The following is a 15,411-nucleotide window of genomic DNA, read 5'->3' on the forward strand; positions in this document are numbered from 1 at the left end:
GCCAGCCCGCTCAGAGATGTGTATAAGAGACAGGCCGTGGCCAGCACCAGGGCGCGGCGCGCGCCGTGCGCGGCCGGGTGGCCGCCGCGCCGGACCGGCAGGGCCCTCGCGGCGGAGCGCCGCCGCACGGCGCACCCCGCGCATCCGCAGTCGATGGCGGGTTCGTACTCCTCGAAGACCGGCACAGTCATGCGATTCCCCTCCGCACTCGTCATTCGTCAAGATCTTTGGGCGCAGCCGCAACGGACGTCAGCGTCTTAACTCCCCTGACATATCGCATTTTGACGGAACAAAGGAAAAAAACGACTATCTGATGGGGTGTGGCGTCCGGTAAATGGCTCGGAGCACCCCTGGGAGTCGGGTAGAGTTCTCCAGGTCAGCAGGCGCCGTTAGCTCAGTTGGTTAGAGCAGCTGACTCTTAATCAGCGGGTCCGGGGTTCGAGTCCCTGACGGCGCACGCATAGTCAAAGCCCTCTCACGTTCAGTGAGGGGGCTTTGATCATTCCCCGCCTCCCCTCGGGTGACACCCGCAGAGGCCCTCGTCGCGCCGCACCCCCACGCCCGCCCCCGCCGCGGAAGCCGATACACGCGAATCGCTGGTCAGGTGTGGCGAATCCTCAAAGATCCCCGATGGTAAAGATCACTTGCCGAACACGACCAGGGGGGCTGGATCGGGGCAGTGATGGAGTGCCATTGTTCGACTGCGATTTCGAACACGTGCACGATTACTGGGGGGTTCATCGATGCGAAGACACATACGCCTGTCCGCGGAGGAGTCCGCACGACGAGGCAGGGGCGCACGACGGCTGAAGGCACTGGCCGTTCCGCTGTCCGTGCTGCTGCTGGCCGAGGTCGGTGTGACGGCCGGCACCGCGGTCGCCGACGGCACGCAGGGCAAGAAGGTGTCCGACACCGCTCAGACGCCCGCGCGCGACGGGGCCGCCGAAGCTCCGGACGAGGCGTCGGCCCGTGCCGCAGCCGTTGCCCAGGAGCGTCAGGTCGAGGTTCTCGGCGCACGTACCGAGAACACCACGCTCTGGGCCAATCCCGACGGCACCATGACGCAGGAGACCCACGCCGGACCGGTCCGGTTCCGCAAGGGCACGACCTGGTCCGCCATCGACGTCGACCTGGAGAGGGCCGAGGACGGTTCGGTGCGGGCCAGGAGCCACCCCCGCGGTCTTGAGCTCGCCGGGCGTACCGGCGCCGCCGGCGGCGACCTGGTGACGCTCGGCGGCGGGGCGCACGAGGTCAGCCTGGGCTGGCAGGGCGCACTGCCCGAGCCCGTGCTCAAGGGCAACAAGGCCACCTACGTGGACGTCCGGCCCGCGACCGACCTGGTGGTCGAGGCGACGCGGACCGGGTTCGAGCAGTATCTGGTGGTCAAGGACCGATCGGCGGCCGACGCGGCGGCCGCCATCACCCTGCCTCTCACGGCGAAGGGCCTGAACGCGACACAGAACGCGGACCACTCGGTCACGTTCACCGACGTCAAGACGGAGAAGACCGTGGGCAGGCTTCCTGCCCCGGTGATGTGGGACGCCTCCCGCAACAAGCAGGGGCTCGCGGCGACCAACCGCGCCGCGGTGGGCCTGGAGGTCGAGGGGCAGGGCCAGGACCTGGAGCTGCGCCTGACCCCCGACCGGAAGTTCCTCGCGGACAAGGACACGAAGTTCCCGGTCACCATCGACCCGGCCGTCTTCTTCGGCACCAACTTCGACACCGCCGTACGCGACGGCGTGACCGAGGACCTCTCCGCCTCCATCGACCTGCCCGTCGGCCGGGAGTACGGCAAGCAGGCGGCACGCTCCTTCGTGCACTTCCCGAGGAACTTCGTCGTCTCGGGCAAGGAGATCCTCAACGCGGAGCTGAACCTCTACGCGGTCTGGTCCGACTCCTGCGAGCCGAGGTCGTGGGAGCTCTGGGACACCGGGCTCACGTCGGCCTCCACCCGCTGGAGCAACCAGCCCGCCTGGCGCTCGAAGGCCGCGACCTCCACGGAGACCCTCGGCCACTCCCCGGCCTGCGGCTCCCAGTGGGTCCAGACCGATGTCACCGGCCTGGTGAAGGAATGGGCCACGGCGGACCGCGCGGAGAACGCCATCGGCATCCGCGCCACCGACGAGGCCGACACCACGGCGTACAAGATCTTCGCCTCCGGCGACGCGCCGGCCAACGGGCCGTCGATGCTGGTCACCTACGAGGTCCCGGCCGACCCGGTCAAGGACCACGTCACCTACTGGAACGACGTGCTGCAGGCGTCCTACCGTCAGATCGGCGGCGCTCCGGGACCGCTGGCCCGGGCCGGCGCGATGATGCACGGCGCGGTCTACGACGCGGCGAACTCCGCCCAGTGCGCCCAGGGCGCCGCCAAGTGCCTGGGAGACCCCTACCTCGTCAAGGTCGCCACGTCCGGTGAACTGCCGGACATCAACAGCGCCATCGACCACGCGGCCTTCGACGTGCTGCGGTCGGTGTACCCGCAGCTGAACTTCGACCAGGAGCTGGCGGACGCCCGTGCCACCATCCCGGCCGGGGTCACCTCCGCCCAGCGCGCGGCGGGCACCTCCGTCGGCCAGCAGGCCGCCGCGGCCATGCTCCAGGACCGGCAGAACGACGGGGCGACCAGCAACACCGCCTACACGCCCAGCACCGCCCCCGGGCAGTGGCGTCCCACGGGAAGCGGTAGCGCCGCCACCCCGGGCTGGGGCCTGGTCAAGCCGTTCGGCCTGACGTCCGGCTCCCAGTTCCGTCCGAAGAGCCTCCCCACGCTCGCCGGCGGCTCCGACGTGCTGAAGAGCGCGGAGTACGCCCGGCAGGTCAACCAGGTGAAGTCCCTCGGGAAGTCCGACTCGACGCAGCGCACGGCCGACCAGACCCGGGCGGCCCTCTTCTGGGCCAACGACCTGGACGGCACCTACAAGCCCCCGGGCCAGCTCTTCGAGTTCACCCAGACCGTCTCGCGCGACCGCGGCCTGTCCGTCACCGCAAACGCCAAACTGTTCGCGCTGACCGCCTTCTCCATGGCGGACGCCGGCGTCGTCGCCTGGGACGCCAAGTACCGGACCGACCTCGACCTGTGGCGTCCCGAGTCCGCGGTCCGTCTGGACGGCGACGGGAACGCGGCCACCACGGTCGACCCCAACTGGCAGCCGTTGTCGCAGGACCGCAACGGCCAGCACTTCTCCCCGCCCTTCCCCGCCTACGTCTCGGGGCACGCCACGTTCGGCGGCGCGTGGGCGAAGGCGATGGAACAGTGGTTCGCCACCGACCAGGTCACCTTCACCGCGACCACCGAGGACCCGAACGCCGTCGGTGTGACACGGACGTTCAGCAGCTTCTCGGCCGCGGCGAACGAGAACGCGGTCGGCCGGGTGTGGCTGGGCGTTCACTACGACTGGGACGGCACCGAGGGTGTCTCCTCCGGTGCTGCCGCCGCCGGCTACATCGCGGCGAACAAGGTGAAGAGCAACACGGCAGCCACCTGGGTCGCCTACGAGACCCTGAAGAACCTCGGTGGCTGTGATGCGCTGGGCAAGAAGCTGGTCGCCGAGCACCGCTGGTCCACCTACCGGTGCGAGCGGGTCACCACCGCGAACACCGACCACGCGCTCTCCGTCAAGTAGCCCGCCCACCTCCAGGAAGAGACAGAAGCGATGCGTCTGTTGAACAAGAACTCCGGTACGTGGTCACGGGCCGCGATCGCCCTGACGGCCGCCGTGGTCGTCGGAGCGGTGGCCGCTCCCTTCTCCATGGCCGACCCCAAGCCGGAGACCACGCGGGCGGCGCAGGCCGGCGACCCCGATCTGCTCCTCGCGACCCCCGAGGTGCCGCGGGTCTCCGACGGCTCCTACTCCGGCTTCCAGTTCTGCGGGGTCCCGGACAACGTGCCGCAGGTCACCACGGACCGTCCGAGCCTCGCCGCGACCCTCGAATCGGTGGCGCCCCCCGGGTCCGCCGATACGCCCGACGTGGACCGGCCCGGCCGGAAGGTCGTCTTCGAGGTGACCGGGACGGACGGCAGCCCGGTGCTCACCAAGAAGGCCACCACCGAGGCCAGTCACACCGCTGTCTACCAGTTCCCCGAGGGCAGGCTCGGCAGCGGCGACTACCGCTGGAGGGTACGGGTCCAGGACGGCCCCGCCTCTTCGCAGTGGACCGCGTGGTGCGACTTCTCCGTGCGGCTGACGGGCTAGCACCGGCGGTCGCTCCCTCTGACCGATCCGTCTGATCCCTCTGCCTCGATGAACGGCTTCGGCCGCCCGTCGGGGCAGAGGTCGTCGGGGCAGGGGGCATCAGGCCTGGCTGTTCCGCTCCGCCGTGGCCTGCGCGCCGGTGAGATAGGCGGAGACGATCACGTTGGCCGTGTAGGAGCGGGTCCGGTGGTCGTACGTTCCGCCGCAGGTGATCAGCCGCAGCTCGGCCCGGCCGTCCTCGCGGGGCCCGTACGCCTTCTGCGCGTCGAAGCGTTCGCGGGTGACGAGCTGGACGTCGTCCACGGTGAACTCCGCGACGCTGCCGTCGGTCCGGGTGACCTCGACGCGGGCGCCCGGCTTCACCGCGCTGAGTCCGTAGAAGACCGCGGGCCTGGTGTCGGTGTCGACATGGCCGACGAACAGGGCCGCGCCCTTCGCGCCGGGCTGGGCGCCGTCGCCGTACCAGCCGGCGGTCTTCGGCATGCCGTACGGGGGCGGGTCGATGGCCCCGTCCCGGTCGAGGCCGCGTGTGATGACGGGGGCCGAGATCCCCACGGAGGGGACCTCGACGCGTTCGGGGGCCGCCCCGTCGAGCGGGTCGTGGGCCGGGGGCAGCTCCGCCCCGAGGGGGCGGCCGACCGCGGCCACGTCGCCGGTGGTGGGCCCCGACAGGCCGCCGAGCCCGCCGCCGGCGTCCCGGCCCCAGATCCACAGGCCGAGCAGCAGCACGGCCCAGGTCACTCCGGTGAGCAGTCGCCCGTTTCCCGCCGGGCGGTCCGGGGCTCCCATGTCAGTTGCCGGCCGGGCCGCGACGCCGGCGCGAGCTGCGCAGGGCGACGGCGACGGCCGCGACGGCGGCGAGCACCAGACCGATCACCGCGTGCCGGGTGCCGGGGCCCTCGGCTTCGGTGGACCGTTCGGCGAGGGTGGCGGCGCCTCCGCCGCCCGCCTTGACGGGTGCGGCGGGCGAGGGGCGGTTGTGGTGGACGACGGTGAGGGTGCCGGTCGCCTTGGACCGGCCGTCCTTGCACGTCACCCAGACGTCGTAGGAGCGGGGTTCGGCGTCGTCCCGGATCCGGGCCTCGGCGAAGAGGCCCTTGTCGTCGGCGGGACGGAAGCGGGCCTCCGAGGCGAAGGCGTCGGAGTTGCCCGTCGCCTCGCGGCCCTTGCCGCAGACATCGACCCACAGCTCCACCTTGCCGCCGGGGGCGATGGTGGACGGGGTGACCGAGACGGTGCCGGTGCGCCGGTCGTCGTCCCCGGCCGGGGCGGCCGGGGACGCCAGGGCGGCGGGTGCGGGCACGGCTATGAGCGCGGCCGCCGCCGCGGCACAGAACGTGAGGGGGATTGAACGCATCGTGAACCTCCTACGGGAAGGTTCACGCCTGCGGCGACGGCCCGCATCCGCAGTCCTCCATTCGGGCGACGCCCGGACGACGGCGGATGCGTTCCGCGCGGGTCAGCGGCTGTCCGACTGCGTGGCCGGGTCCGCCTGGCCCGCCTGCTTCCCCGGCTTCGCCTGCTTCCCCTGCTTCCCCTGGTCGACCTGGTCGGGAAGGTCGATGAGGTCGACCAGGTCGGCGATGGACTCGACGACGTGCGAAGGGCCGTACGGGTAGCGGTCGATGTCGGCGACGGACGTCAGCCCGGTGAGGACCAGGAAGGTCTGCATGCCCGCTTCCAGGCCCGCCAGGACGTCGGTGTCCATCCGGTCGCCGATCATGGCGCTGGTCTCGGAGTGCGCGCCGATGGCGTTGAGACCGGTCCGCATCATCAGGGGGTTGGGTTTGCCCGCGAAGTACGGGTCCTTGCCGGTGGCCTTGGTGATGAGCGCGGCGACCGAACCGGTGGCGGGCAGCGGGCCCTCGGCGGACGGGCCGGTCTCGTCGGGGTTGGTGCAGATGAAGCGGGCGCCCGCGTTGATCAGCCGGATCGCCTTGGTGAGCGCCTCGAAGCTGTACGTCCGGGTCTCGCCGAGCACCACGTAGTCCGGGTCGTGGTCGGTGAGGACGTACCCGATGTCGTGCAGGGCGGTGGTGAGGCCGGCCTCACCGATGACGTACGCCGTGCCGCCGGGGCGCTGGTCGTCCAGGAACTGGGCGGTGGCGAGCGCGGAGGTCCAGATGTTCTCCACGGGCACGTCCAGGCCCATGCGCTTCAGCCGTGCGTGCAGGTCGCGCGCGGTGTAGATGGAGTTGTTGGTGAGGACGAGGAAGGGCAGCCCGGAATCGCGCAGCCGCTTGATGAAGGCATCGGCGCCGGGAATGGGGATGCCCTCGTGGATAAGGACGCCGTCCATGTCGGTGAGCCAGGATGAGATGGGCTTGCGCTCTGCCATGTGTCGGGACTCCTGCCGTACGCACTGCGTGCTTGGGGGTGCCCGGACCACGCCGTCCCGGCACCCCCAGCATAATTAGCCGGTGGTGACCTTGACCCCGTCGATCACCCAGTACCAGTTGTTGCTGCCGGTGTAGTGGAACCGGAAGCTCACGTTGGCGGCCCCGGACGGGACGTTGAGGGTGAGTGACTGCGGCTGCGCGATCACGTCGGACGTGTAGCTCTTCACGACGACGGGCGTGCCGCCGTTCCAGGAGGCGAGGATGCGGGCGCTCTGGCTGCCCTCCTGCCGGTAGTGGGTGGTGAGGCCGAGCGTGACGGTGGACTTGCCGCCGACCGCGTACGCCGGGGTGACGAGCGTGGAGTCGTACGGTCCGGAGGACGCCTTGTCGTCCCACTCGTCGGAGTCGGCGACCGCGAAGATCCCGCGCGAGCGGACGTTCAGCTCACGGGACTGGTCGCGCTGGCTGCGGCTCCAGAACTCGTCGGTGGCGAAGGACCAGCCGCGCCACTCGGCCACGCCCCCGGTGCCCATCGCGGAGTTCACGACCGACCAGCCGCGGGGCGCGGTGTGGGTCCAGCCGAGGACGCCGGCCGGGATGCCGGTCTCGTCGGCGCGTGCGGCGAGGGAGGGGTACAGGGACTCGAACGGGTCGGTGGAGCGTTCCTGGACCGGCTTGCCGTCCAGGCCCCAGGCGGGGTCGGGGACGATGCCGAGCTGCCGGTAGACGGTGGCGGCGACGTCCACGAGGCGGGTGTCGGCGGGGCGGACGCCTGCCGCGATGCCGGGGCCCTGGGCGAGGACGAAGGTGCGCCGCTCCTCGATCGCGCTGCCGCCGTGACCGCCGGGGTCGGTGTGGCCGTGGTCGGTGGTGACGATGACGGTCCACCGCTCGGTGGCGTACGAGGGGCGGGCCCTGATCGCGGTCAGGAGGCGGCCGAGGTAGCCGTCCTGGACGTCGATCGCGTCCCGGTACTGGGCGCTGGCGGCACCGGAGTTGTGGCCGGCGATGTCGGTCTGGCCGAAGTAGACGAACAGGACGTCCGGGTTCTGGTTCCGGAGGATCGACTCGGTCTCGGCGGCGATGGTGGCGTCGTGGCCGGTGTAGCCGTCGGCGTCGCCGTCGAGGACGAGCTTGGCGTCGGCGCCCGCGGTGACCGTGCCCTGGGTGTCCAGGGGCTTCCAGTCGACGGCGGCGTAGGTGGAGAGCTGGGGGCGGACCTGGGCGAGGCGGGCGAGGAAGCCGGGGTACTTCCCGTAGTTCTTCCCGGCGAAGGAGTTCTCCTTGACGCCGTGCTTGTCGGGCCAGACGCCGGTGGAGATCGTCGACCAGCCGGGGCCGGAGGAGGTGGCGGCCATCGGGTTGGCGTACAGCAGCGAGGTGCCGTACGTCCCGTTCGCCATCATCGACTTGAGGTACGGGGCCTTGGCGGCGTCGATGACGTCGTGGCGCAGCCCGTCCATGCCGACGACGAGCACCTTGTCCTTGCTGGTGCCGTCGGGGAGGGTGGGCGCGGCGTACGCGGCGGGGGCGGAGGCGAGGGGGCCGCCGACAGCGGCGGCCGTGGCCGCGGCGGCGGTGGTGGCGAGCACGGTGCGGCGGGACAGGGACCGGGACACGTGATCCTCCAGGGTGGGGCGGGTCGGACGGGACTGGGCGTGAGCTGCCTTCTGGACCTTCTGGACCTTCTGGGCCACGGGCCCTCCGGACCAGACCCGTTACCTTCGCGAGACAAGCGGGCCGAGTCCAGACCTTCGCGTGAATCCGTGGCGGAGAGGTGGCCGGTCAGCTTCCGGTGGCCGACTTCCAGGCGTCGATGTACGTGTCCAGGTTGGTGTCGATGTCCGCCCAGTCGGGCTCGAAGATCTCCACGCCCTCCATCAGCCGGGCCAGTTCGACGGCGTTGGCGTCGGTGGCCTTGATGTCCTTGCGGGCGGCGAAGCCCCCGCCGACCGTGCTGACGTCGCGCTGGGCCTGCTCGGAGAGCATGAAGTCGAGCAGCTTCTTGCCGTTCTCGCTGTGCGGTGCCTTCGCGACGAGGCCGGCCGCGTACGGCAGGGCGAAGCTGGTGGGCTTCCCGTCGCCCTTGGCGGGGAACCAGATGCCGAGGTTGGGCATGTCCTTGGACTGGGCGAAGTTCATCTGGACGTCCCCGTTGGCGGCGAGGAGTTCCCCCTTGTCGACCTTGGGGGCGAGCTTGCCGGTGGAGGCGGACGGGCCGACGTTGTTGGTCTGGAGCTTCTTCAGGTACGCCATGGCCGGCTCCTGGCCGCCGAAGTCGTGCATCGCCTTGATGAGGACGGCGGTGCCGTCGCCCGCGACGCCGGGGGTGGAGTACTGGACCTTCTCCTTGTACGAGGGGTCGAGCAGGTCCTCCCAGGTCTTGGGCGGGCTCTTCAGCTCCTTCTTGTTGTGGATGAACCCGAAGTAGTTGTTGACGACCGAGGTCCACTTCCCGTCGGCCGCCCGGTCGGCGCCGTCGACCTGGTCGGCGCCCTTCGGCTCGTACGCCGCGAGGAGGCCCTTGGAGTCGGCCTGCTGGATGAAGGGCGGCAGGGTGACGAGCACGTCGGCCTGGGTGTTGGACTTCTCGCGGACGGCGCGCTGCACCATCTCGCCGGAGCCGCCCTCCACGTACTTCACCTCGATGCCGGTCTTCTTCTCGAAGTCCTTGAAGACCTTGTCGTACCAGCCGTCGCCGTTCTCGCCCTTGAGGCCGTCGGCGCTGTAGACGGTGACGGACTTCTCGTCGGACGCGGCGGAGGAGCCGCCGCAGGCGGTGAGGGTGACGGCGGTGAGAGCGGCCAGGGGGAGGGCGAGGGCACGGGCACGGGCACGGTTGCGCATGGGGTCTCTCCAGAGGAAGTACGGGGTGGGGATCAGCGGTAGGAGGCGCGGGTCCGGATGCGGGAGACGGCGGCCAGGACGAGGAGCGTCGTCGTCATCAGGACCACGGCGAGGGCGGCGCCGGTGAAGAGCGAGCCCCGGTCGGTGGCGGCGAAGATCTGCACCGGCAGCGGGGTCCAGTCCGGCGGGTAGAGCATCATCGTGGCGCTCAACTCCCCCATGGACAGGGCGAAGCAGAGCCCGGCGGCCGAGGTGAGCGAGGGCAGCAGGAGGGGCAGCCTGATCCGCCACAGCACCCGGGCTGGGCTCGCCCCGAGGCCGGCGGCGGCCTGTTCGTACATCGGGTCCAGGCGCCGGACGGCGGCGGCGACCGACTGGTAGGCGAACGCGGTGACGAGGACGGTGTGGGCGAGGATCACGATCCAGCGCGTCCCGTTGAGCAGGACGGGCGGCCGGCTGTAGGCCACCAGCACCGCGAGGCCGACGACCACCGAGGGCACGGCGACCGGCAGGATGAACAGGGCGTCCAGGAGCCGCTTTCCGCGCTTGCGGAGAGAGGCGGCGGCGAGAGCGGCCCAGCCGCCGAGGACGAGGGCGAGCACGCTCGCGGCCACGGCCGTGACCAGGCTGGTGGTCAGCGCCTGGAGGGAGTCGCCGCTCGTCGCGGCGGAGTAGCGCTCGACGGTGGGTCCGGAGGGGAAGGCCCCGGACCAGTTCGTGGCGAGGGACGCGGCGAGGATGACGAGCAGGGGCACCGCGAACAGCGGGACGAAGAGGAGGAGGAAGACGGCCCAGGTGGCCCACTTCCCGGTCCGGCTATGCACCAGCACGACGGCTCACCACCCGGTAGAGGCTGTACAGGCCCACGGAGAGGGCGATGTTGACGACGGCGACGACGCAGGCGGCCGCGTAGTCCGACTCCAGGATCGCCTTGCTGTAGACGAGCATCGGCAGCGTCGTGACGTCCTTCGCCCCGGTGAACAGGACGATCCCGAACTCGTTGAGGCACATCACCAGGACGAGGCTGCCGCCGGCCGCGAGGGCCGGGAGCGCCTCGGGCAGGATGATCCGCCGGATGATCCGGACGGGCCCGGCGCCGAGCGAGGAGGCGACCTCCAGCTGTCCGGTGTCGAGCTGGGAGAACGCGGCGAGCAGCGGGCGCATCACGAACGGGGTGAAGTAGGTGATCTCGGCGAGCAGGACGCCCCAGGGGGTGGTCAGGAAGTGGAAGGGCCCGTCGGACGCCCCGGTGACGTCGGTCCAGAGCCCGTTGGCCATCCCGACGGAGCCGTAGATGAACAGCAGGGCCAGGGTGATGAGGAAGGACGGGAAGGAGAGGAACACGTCGACGAACCGGGCGACCGCCTTCCCGCCGGGGAACGGGACGAACGCGATGACCAGCGCGAGGACGAATCCGAGGACGAGGCATCCCGCGGTCGAGCCGACGGCGAGCCACACGGTGGTGGCGAGCGCGTCGCGGAAGACCTCGGAGGCGAAGACGTCGGCGTACGGGTCGACCGAGACGCCGCCCTCGTCGGGGGTGAAGGACTGCTGGACGACGAGGGCCAGCGGGTAGAGGAACGCGAGCGCGAGGACGGCGACGGGCGGCAGCGCCCAGACCCAGGTGGGGACGGAGCGGGACCGTGCGGGGGCAGAGGCGGGGTCGGGGTCCGGTTGGTCGGGACCGGTCGCCCGCTTGTGGTCGAGGAGGGCACTAGGCACGGGGCACCTCCGCCTTCTCCCGCGCCACCGGGGAACCCGCCGGGGCGGCCGCTTCCGCTGTTCCCGCTGTTCCCGCTGTTCCCGCTGTTCCCGCTGTTCCCGCTGTTCCCGCTGTTCCCGCTGTTCCCGCTGGGAGCAGTACCGCGTCCTCGGGGGCGAAGTGCAGGGTGACGGGGTCGCCGAGGGCCGGGGGGTCGCGCAGTTCGCGGAGGTCGGCCATGAGGCGGTGGCCGTCGACGTCCGCGTGGACACGGTGGGTGGAGCCGCGCCACTGGACCTCGGTGACGCTGCCGGTGAGCGCGTTGGGCCCGTCGCCGAGGCCGACCAGGTGCGGCCGGACGCAGAGGGTCGCGGTGGCTCCGGGGGCGGCGTTGTCGGTGGGGGCGGCGAGCGCGTGGCCGCCGAACTCGACGGCTCCCTCACCGGCGACCGAGACCGGGAGGAGGTTGGCGTTGCCGACGAACGAGGCGGTGAACTCGGTGCGCGGGCGGCGGTAGAGCTCCTGGGGGGTGCCGCAGTCCTGGAGCCGGGCCCGGTCCATGACGGCGATCCGGTCCGCGAGGGTGAGCGCCTCGACCTGGTCGTGGGTGACGTACAGGATGGAGACGTCCGGCAGCTCGCGGTGCAGCCGTGCCAGTTCGGCGAGCATTCCGGAGCGGAGCCGGGCGTCGAGGGCGGAGAGAGGTTCGTCGAGGAGCAGGACGCCGGGGCGGATGGCGAGCGCGCGGGCGATGGCGACGCGCTGCTGCTGGCCGCCGGAGAGTTCGCGCGGGTGGCGCTCGGCGTACGCGGCCATGCCGGCGAGTTCGAGGGCCTCGGTGACCCGGCCGGGGATCTCGGCCTTCGGGGTGCGGTGGGCCTTGAGCCCGAAGGCCACGTTGTCCTTGACCTTGAGGTGCGGGAAGAGGGCGTAACTCTGGACGACCATGCCGATGCCGCGCCGGTGCGGGGGCAGGGCGGTGACGTCCCGGCCCCCGAGGAACACCCGCCCGGAGGCGGGCCGGACGAACCCGGCGACGGCGCGGAGGGCGGTGGTCTTTCCCGAGCCGGACGGCCCGAGGAGGGCCATCACCTCGCCGGGTTCGACGGTGAGGTCGAGCCGGTCGAGGACGACGTTCCCGCCGTAGGCGACGGTGACGCCGTCGAAGCGGATGCCGCTGGGGGCGGCGGGGGCCGGGGCGCTCATGCCTCGGCCCGCGCGATGAGGTCGGGCAGCTCGGCGACGGACCCGAGCACGTGGGTCGCGCCGTGCCGGGTCAGCCGGTCCTTGTCGTGGGCGCCGGTGAGGACCCCGGCGACGATCCCGGCGCCGGAGCGTACGCCGCTGAGCATGTCGTACGAGGTGTCGCCGGCCACCACGGTCCGCCGGACGTCGTCCACGGCTCCGGTGCGCAGGAAGGCGGCCAGCACCATGTCCGGGTAGGGCCGGCCACGGCCGCCCGCGTCGGCGGGGCAGAGGGTGAGCGGGACGAGGTCCCGCCAGCCGAGGGCGGTGAGGATGGCGTCCTGGGTGGTGCGGGCGAACCCGGTGGTCAGGACGACGGTGCGGCCCTCGGACGTGAGCCGTTCGACGGCCTCGCGGGCTCCGGGGACGGGGGCGATACGGCCGCCGTCGACGAGTTCCCCGTACGCCTCCTCGAAGGCGATGTTGGCGCGCTGGGCCTTGTCCTCGCCTCCGTCACCACCCTCGCCGGCGAACAGATGCCGGAAGACGGTGATCTTTGATTCGCCCATGGTGGCGCGTACGTACGCGAGTTGGCGGGCGTGCTCGTCGGACCCGGAGCGCACGCCGAGGCGTTGGGCGGCTGCGGAGAAGGCCTGCTCGACGAGTCCGCCGTCGGCGACGGTGGTGCCGGCCATGTCGAGGACGACGAGGCGGTAGGGGTCGCGCGTGATGTCGGTCGGGGAAGTCATGTGGTTCACCAGCCCAGTTCGTCGGCGGTCGTTTCGGCGATGGCGGGCGAGCACGTCATGCCGCGTCCGCCGGGCCCGGTGACGAGCCAGACCCCGTCGCGCACCTGCTGGCGGTGAACGACGCGTGAGGTGTCGGTGCACTGGGCGTAGACGCCCGCCCAGCGGTGGCGGACGCGCGGCAGCGGGCGGCCGAGGAAGGCCTCGACGACCCGGGTGAGGTGCTCGTAGGGCTCCTCGACGGTGTCGAAGGCGAAGGGGTGCTCGTACTCGTGGGTGTCGCCGATGGTCAGTCCGCCGTCGCGGCGCTGCACCATGAGGAGCTGCATGCGGTGCTCTGCGGCGACCGGGTCCTGGGCCTGTCCGGCGTTGAGGGCGTCGAGCGCCTCGCCCCGGTAGGCGGGGTAGTAGCGGAAGCTGTCGGCGTCGGCGACGGAGGTGGTCAGCGGTTCGCCGAGCGGGTCGGTCTGCATCATCTGGAGGCGGACGCGGCGCACGGGCAGCTCCGGCCCGGCGAGTTCGCGGACCAGCCCGCCGAGCCAGGCGCCGGTCGCGAGGATCACGGCGTCACCGGTGTGGACGTCACCGTGGTCGTCGCGCACCGAGGCGGTCCCGACGACGTCACGCACTTCGCGGCCGCCGAGGAAGGTGTACCGGCCGGAGGCCAGCAGGTGTTCCTTGAGGGCGAGTTGGGCGGTGCGGGGTTCGACCGCCGCGTCCCGCTCGCACCACAGGGCGGCGGTGAACGCGCCGCGCAGGGCGGGGTTGAGCGCCCGGGCCTCGTCGGCGGTGAGCAGCTGGTAGCCGCGCGCCGCCGCGTCGGGCCGGGCGACGGCCGCCTCGGCGACGGCGACCTCGCGTGCGGTGCGCAGCGGGGTGAGCGAGCCGCAGGCCCGGAAGCCGAGTCCGGGCACCCGCTCCCCGACGGCCTCCCACAGTTCACGGGCGCGCAGGGCGGTCTCCAGCTCCTCGCCGCCGGCCCGGCCACTGACCCATATCTGTCCGAAATTGCGGAGCGACGCCCCGCGTGCCTCGCTCTCGCGCTCGATCTGTACGACCTCGTGGCCGCGGCTGACTGCGTGCCAGGCGTGCATGGTTCCCACCACGCCGGCTCCTACGACGATGACTCTCACGACGCCCACGGTCCTCGGGACGAGTGTCCCGGACACGTCCGCGCACCGACGGGACGGTGAACGACCCCGCAAGTTTGGACCAGACCCGTTATGTTCTCGTTACCATGTGCGCGAGGTGACCGTGCCCGCAAGGCGATGTGTCCGACAGGGCGACGCGACCGGCAGAACTGCGCGACCGACAGGGCGACGGGGCCGAGTGGAAAGCGGGCCCCCGGCTCCCTCTCAGCTCCGATCCTCGCCTCGCAGATGGGCGGAGAAGGAGAAGCGGTCGCCCCGGAACAGGGTCCGCACGCGCTCCAGCGGCCGGCCGTCGGTGTCCCGGGAGAGCCGGTGGATCAGGAGCATCGGCAGGGCGGGCGGCGTCCCGATGAGCAGGGCCTCACGGGGGGTCGCGAGCACGGTCTCGATCCGCTCGTCGGCGTCGCCGAAGGCGATCCGGAGGCGGTTGCGGAGGTAGGCGTAGAAGGAGGAGTCCGGGTCGAACTCCGTGTCCAGGTCCGGGACGCGGGCGACGCCGACGTACGTGCTCTCCAGACCGACGCGTTCGTCGTCGGCGAGCAGCACCCGCTCCAGGTGCCAGACCGGCTCGCCCCGCTCGACCGCGATCTCGGCGGCGAGCGCCTCGGGGCAGGGGAAGCGGTCCAGGCCGATGAGGTGGCGGCCGGGCCGCCGGCCCTGGCGGCGGACGCCCTCGGTGTAGCTGGCCAGCGAGAGCGGCTGCTCCAGCTTGGGCCCGGCGACGACGGTGCCGCGCCCCTGCCTGCGCAGCCGCCCTTCCAGGAGGAGTTCGCGCAGGGCCTGGCGGACGGTCACCCGTGAGACCTCGTGCCGCTGGGCGAGCTCCCGCTCGGTGGGCAGGAGTCCGCCCTCGCCCAACTCGTCGAGCAGCGCCGCGATATGGGCCTTGACCGCGTAGTACTTCGGGATACGGCCGTGCTCGGGGATGCCGGAGCGGATCGGTGCGCCAGGTGCCTGGTCGTTCGGGTAGTCCACGGCCCGATGGTTGCAGACGCGGGTGAACAGGCGGCGGTACGGGCACCGCGCCGCCCCCGCCGGGGCGGGCACCGCACCACGGAACGTACGGCGGCAGCCGGTCAGTCCGTGGCGCGGCGGGCCCGGCGGGCATGCCGCAGCAGGGCGGCCCCGCCGAGCAGGAGCACCCCGGCGGCGACCCCGGTCCAGGCCGGTGACGCCGGTCCGGTGCGGGCGAGTTCGGGGAGCGGGCGGCCCAGGCCGTCGCGGGGCGGGTGCCCGGGGTGCTCC

At 71.8% G+C, this 15,411-nt stretch carries 13 protein-coding genes, 1 tRNA gene and 1 pseudogene; 3 read left to right on the forward strand and 12 right to left on the reverse strand.

Annotation, left to right across the window (positions count from 1 at the left end):
• Positions 1-191: pseudogene (locus CR470_RS26750) on the reverse strand (hypothetical protein); the annotation flags it as partial.
• A gap of 192 nt (positions 192-383) precedes the next feature.
• On the opposite strand from CR470_RS26750, the gene CR470_RS26755 reads away from it, so the two are divergent.
• From CR470_RS26755 to CR470_RS26765, 3 genes are all read left to right on the forward strand, one after another.
• Positions 384-457 (forward strand) — tRNA-Lys (locus CR470_RS26755).
• Positions 458-743: 286 nt separating this feature from the next.
• On the forward strand, positions 744-3,626 hold the full coding sequence (locus CR470_RS26760) for a DNRLRE domain-containing protein (protein WP_097870091.1): 2,883 nt from the start codon (positions 744-746) through the stop codon (positions 3,624-3,626).
• A 30-nt stretch (positions 3,627-3,656) separates the two neighbouring features.
• Positions 3,657-4,196: a hypothetical protein gene (locus CR470_RS26765; RefSeq protein ID WP_097870092.1), complete on the forward strand. Its 540-nt coding sequence runs from the start codon at positions 3,657-3,659 to the stop codon at positions 4,194-4,196.
• A 99-nt stretch (positions 4,197-4,295) separates the two neighbouring features.
• Here the strand turns inward: CR470_RS26765 and CR470_RS26770 are convergent, their stop codons facing one another.
• The 11 genes from CR470_RS26770 to CR470_RS26820 form a co-directional block, all read right to left on the reverse strand.
• Complete coding sequence (locus tag CR470_RS26770; RefSeq protein WP_097870093.1) at positions 4,296-4,985, reverse strand: class F sortase; 690 nt, start codon at positions 4,983-4,985, stop codon at positions 4,296-4,298.
• A gap of 1 nt (position 4,986) precedes the next feature.
• Positions 4,987-5,553 (reverse strand): hypothetical protein, encoded by a 567-nt coding sequence (locus CR470_RS26775; protein WP_097870094.1) that lies wholly within the window; start codon positions 5,551-5,553, stop codon positions 4,987-4,989.
• 102 nt (positions 5,554-5,655) lie between these two features.
• On the reverse strand, positions 5,656-6,534 hold the full coding sequence (locus tag CR470_RS26780) for an HAD-IIA family hydrolase (protein ID WP_097870095.1): 879 nt from the start codon (positions 6,532-6,534) through the stop codon (positions 5,656-5,658).
• A 75-nt stretch (positions 6,535-6,609) separates the two neighbouring features.
• Complete coding sequence (locus CR470_RS26785; RefSeq protein ID WP_097870100.1) at positions 6,610-8,154, reverse strand: alkaline phosphatase family protein; 1,545 nt, start codon at positions 8,152-8,154, stop codon at positions 6,610-6,612.
• 166 nt (positions 8,155-8,320) lie between these two features.
• The gene (locus tag CR470_RS26790) at positions 8,321-9,382 is read right to left on the reverse strand and encodes a 2-aminoethylphosphonate ABC transporter substrate-binding protein (RefSeq protein WP_097870096.1); all 1,062 of its coding nucleotides are present in this window, start codon (positions 9,380-9,382) and stop codon (positions 8,321-8,323) included.
• A 32-nt stretch (positions 9,383-9,414) separates the two neighbouring features.
• Positions 9,415-10,212, reverse strand: coding sequence for an ABC transporter permease (locus tag CR470_RS26795; RefSeq protein ID WP_097870097.1), 798 nt, complete (start codon positions 10,210-10,212; stop codon positions 9,415-9,417).
• On the reverse strand, positions 10,199-11,104 hold the full coding sequence (locus CR470_RS26800; RefSeq protein WP_097870098.1) for a 2-aminoethylphosphonate ABC transporter permease subunit: 906 nt from the start codon (positions 11,102-11,104) through the stop codon (positions 10,199-10,201). The genes CR470_RS26795 and CR470_RS26800 overlap by 14 nt, the downstream gene beginning before the upstream one ends.
• Positions 11,097-12,290 carry an ABC transporter ATP-binding protein gene (locus CR470_RS26805; RefSeq protein WP_097870099.1) on the reverse strand — a complete coding sequence of 398 codons (1,194 nt, stop codon included), beginning with the start codon at positions 12,288-12,290 and terminating at the stop codon, positions 11,097-11,099. The genes CR470_RS26800 and CR470_RS26805 overlap by 8 nt, the downstream gene beginning before the upstream one ends.
• Positions 12,287-13,018: a phosphonatase-like hydrolase gene (locus CR470_RS26810; protein WP_097870101.1), complete on the reverse strand. Its 732-nt coding sequence runs from the start codon at positions 13,016-13,018 to the stop codon at positions 12,287-12,289. Before CR470_RS26810 ends, CR470_RS26805 begins: the two co-directional genes overlap by 4 nt.
• A gap of 5 nt (positions 13,019-13,023) precedes the next feature.
• Positions 13,024-14,148, reverse strand: coding sequence for a TIGR03364 family FAD-dependent oxidoreductase (locus CR470_RS26815; RefSeq protein WP_097870102.1), 1,125 nt, complete (start codon positions 14,146-14,148; stop codon positions 13,024-13,026).
• A 222-nt stretch (positions 14,149-14,370) separates the two neighbouring features.
• Positions 14,371-15,141 (reverse strand): GntR family transcriptional regulator, encoded by a 771-nt coding sequence (locus tag CR470_RS26820; protein WP_097870103.1) that lies wholly within the window; start codon positions 15,139-15,141, stop codon positions 14,371-14,373.
• Positions 15,142-15,411: the final 270 nt, after the last annotated feature.

The sequence above is a fragment of the Streptomyces sp. rh34 genome, assembly GCF_002551245.1.
Classification (GTDB): domain Bacteria; phylum Actinomycetota; class Actinomycetes; order Streptomycetales; family Streptomycetaceae; genus Streptomyces.